Genomic DNA, 2,308 nt, shown 5'->3' on the forward strand with positions numbered 1-2,308 from the left:
CGGCGCCGGTATCGGCTCGGGCGGCTCGACAACCGACGCTTCGTCATCGGAGAGCACCGCCTCGCGCTTGGCTTTCCGCTTGTCATGTAGCCGGGCGATCTGAATGGCGAACTCGAGCAACACGGTCAGTGCCATCCCGAGCGCGGTCATCGAGAACGGGTCCGAGCCGGGCGTGAACACCGCCGCGAACACGAACATTGAAAAGATCAAGCCGCGCCGCCAGGACTTGAGCCGTTCATAGGTCAGCATGCCCGCCATGTTGAGCATGACGATCAGCAGCGGAAATTCGAAGCTAACTCCGAACACCACCAGGAGATTGATCAGGAAGCCGAAATACCGGTCGCCAGAGAGCGCGGTCACTTGGACGTCGCTACCCACAGTCAGCAAAAAGCCGAGGGCTTTGGACAGCACCAGATAGGCCAGCGCCGCGCCGGCGGCAAACAAAACCGCCGCCGGGATAACGAACGCCACCGCGAAGCGGCGCTCCCTTTTGTACAGGCCCGGCGTAATGAACGCCCAGAGCTCGTATAACCACACCGGGCAGGCCAGCACCATCCCGGCGGTCATCCCGACTTTGAGTCGCAGCATGAACTGGTCGAACGGCGCAGTGGCCAGCAATCGGCACTGGCCGTCAGCGCTGATGTCCGCCCGCGCCGATTGCGGCAGAGCACAGTAGGGATGTCGCAGCCATTCGCCCAGACTGGGCAACCCGAAGATCGAATGCGAGTACCAGATAAACCCGAAAATCGTGGTGATCAGGATGGCGGCCAGCGAGATCAGCAGCCGGGTGCGCAGCTCGGTCAGATGGTCGACCAGCGACATCGTCGCATCTGGGTTGACTCTCCCGCGCCGGTTGCGTGGATTGAGCCGCTTGAGCACAGCCGCGGCGCGCGCTGAAGCCCTGAAACCGTTCACGATGTCGGAAGTGTCGGATCAGTGATGCTTGAGTATCGCCGACGGCCGAGCCGGGCTACGCCGGCCTTGCCTCGGGGTGATCCTGACTAGCAGCCGGGGGTGGCTCGACCCGCTGCGACTGCACCGGCGTGGGATTTTGAATAGCAGACGGTTCCGCTTTGGTTTCGCTCTGCATCTCACGTATCTCGGATTTGAAGATCCGCATCGACTTGCCCAACGAGCGCGCCGCATCGGGAAGCTTCTTGGCACCGAACAGCACGATCACCACCACAGCAAGGATCGCCCAATGCCACGGACTAAGACTGCCCACTTTGATTACCTCCAGACGTTCCCCCGATGCTACCGCAGCAACGCCGGCCAGCCATCGGGCCGCGCCGTCATGCCTGCTCGGCCGCCTGATAGGCCGCCAAGGCGGCCGCCGCAGCAGCCCGGACCCGCTGAACAAGCGACTCGGGCGCCAGCACCTGGACAGCCGACCCGAAGCCCAGCATGAGACGGGTCATCCAATCCTGCGAGGCGTAGGTCATCGCCGCTTCGCAGGAACCGTCGGGCAGCTCACGCAGCTCCCTAATCGGGTAGTAATCGAGAATCCAGGATGCCGACGGCGCAACTCGCAGCGTCGCCGACGGCAAGGACGGATCGCCCTCGAACAGTGACGTGTCCGGTGGCGCCTGCAGCGTCGGTTCAGGCGGCGTCGCGGGTTCTGCTAGCTCGACGGCGTCGACGATCCGGTCGAACCGAAACAGCCGGACTCCTTCGGCCTCGCGAGACCAGGCCTCCAGGTAGCTGTGCCCACCAATCAGCAATACCCGGATGGGATCGACGGTCCGGGTGGTGAGCGTGTCGTGTGACGCCGAGTAATAGTCGATGCTCAGCGCATGTCTGCTACGCACCGCGCCGCGCACCGCGGTCGCCGCCCGGCTTTCGACGGGCGCCGGTTCGTCAACGGCGCCCCCCGCGCTGCCCTGCCCCGCCGCGCCGGCCGCCGCCGCGATTTTGGCGATCGCACTGCGCGCTGCCTGCGGATCGACGACGCCGGGAATATCTGCCAGCGCCCGCAGCGCGACCACCAGGCCGGTGGCCTCTGGCGAGGTGAGTTTCAGGGGCTGGTCAATGCCGGCCGAAAACGTCACCTCGATGGTGTCGCCGGAGAACTTGAAATCGATGAGATCTCCCGGGGAGTAACCGGGAAGTCCGCACATCCACAGCTGATTGAGGTCTTCCTCCAACTGCTTGGCGGAGACCCCGAGATCGGTCGCGGCCTCGCCGCGGGTGATCCGCGGGTTGGCCTGGAAGTACGGCACCATGTTGAGCAGCCGCACCAGCCGGGTGGATACCGGGGTCATCGGCGCTGCTCCTCCGCATCGCTTCGCTCTGCATCGTCGCCGACGCG

Annotated in this window: 3 protein-coding genes; all 3 read right to left on the reverse strand. The window is 64.8% G+C overall.

The window, feature by feature from the left end; genetic code table 11:
- Positions 1-822, reverse strand: an 822-nt coding sequence (tatC, locus tag F0Q45_RS25445; protein ID WP_373425091.1) for a twin-arginine translocase subunit TatC, incomplete at its 3' end; no start/stop codon positions are given.
- A 148-nt stretch (positions 823-970) separates the two neighbouring features.
- Positions 971-1,225, reverse strand: coding sequence for a Sec-independent protein translocase subunit TatA (gene tatA / locus F0Q45_RS25450; protein ID WP_149656512.1), 255 nt, complete (start codon positions 1,223-1,225; stop codon positions 971-973).
- 67 nt (positions 1,226-1,292) lie between these two features.
- Positions 1,293-2,261: a helix-turn-helix transcriptional regulator gene (locus F0Q45_RS25455; protein WP_149656513.1), complete on the reverse strand. Its 969-nt coding sequence runs from the start codon at positions 2,259-2,261 to the stop codon at positions 1,293-1,295.
- Positions 2,262-2,308: the final 47 nt, after the last annotated feature.

It is taken from the genome of Mycobacterium simiae (assembly GCF_008370645.1).
GTDB lineage: Bacteria > Actinomycetota > Actinomycetes > Mycobacteriales > Mycobacteriaceae > Mycobacterium > Mycobacterium simiae_A.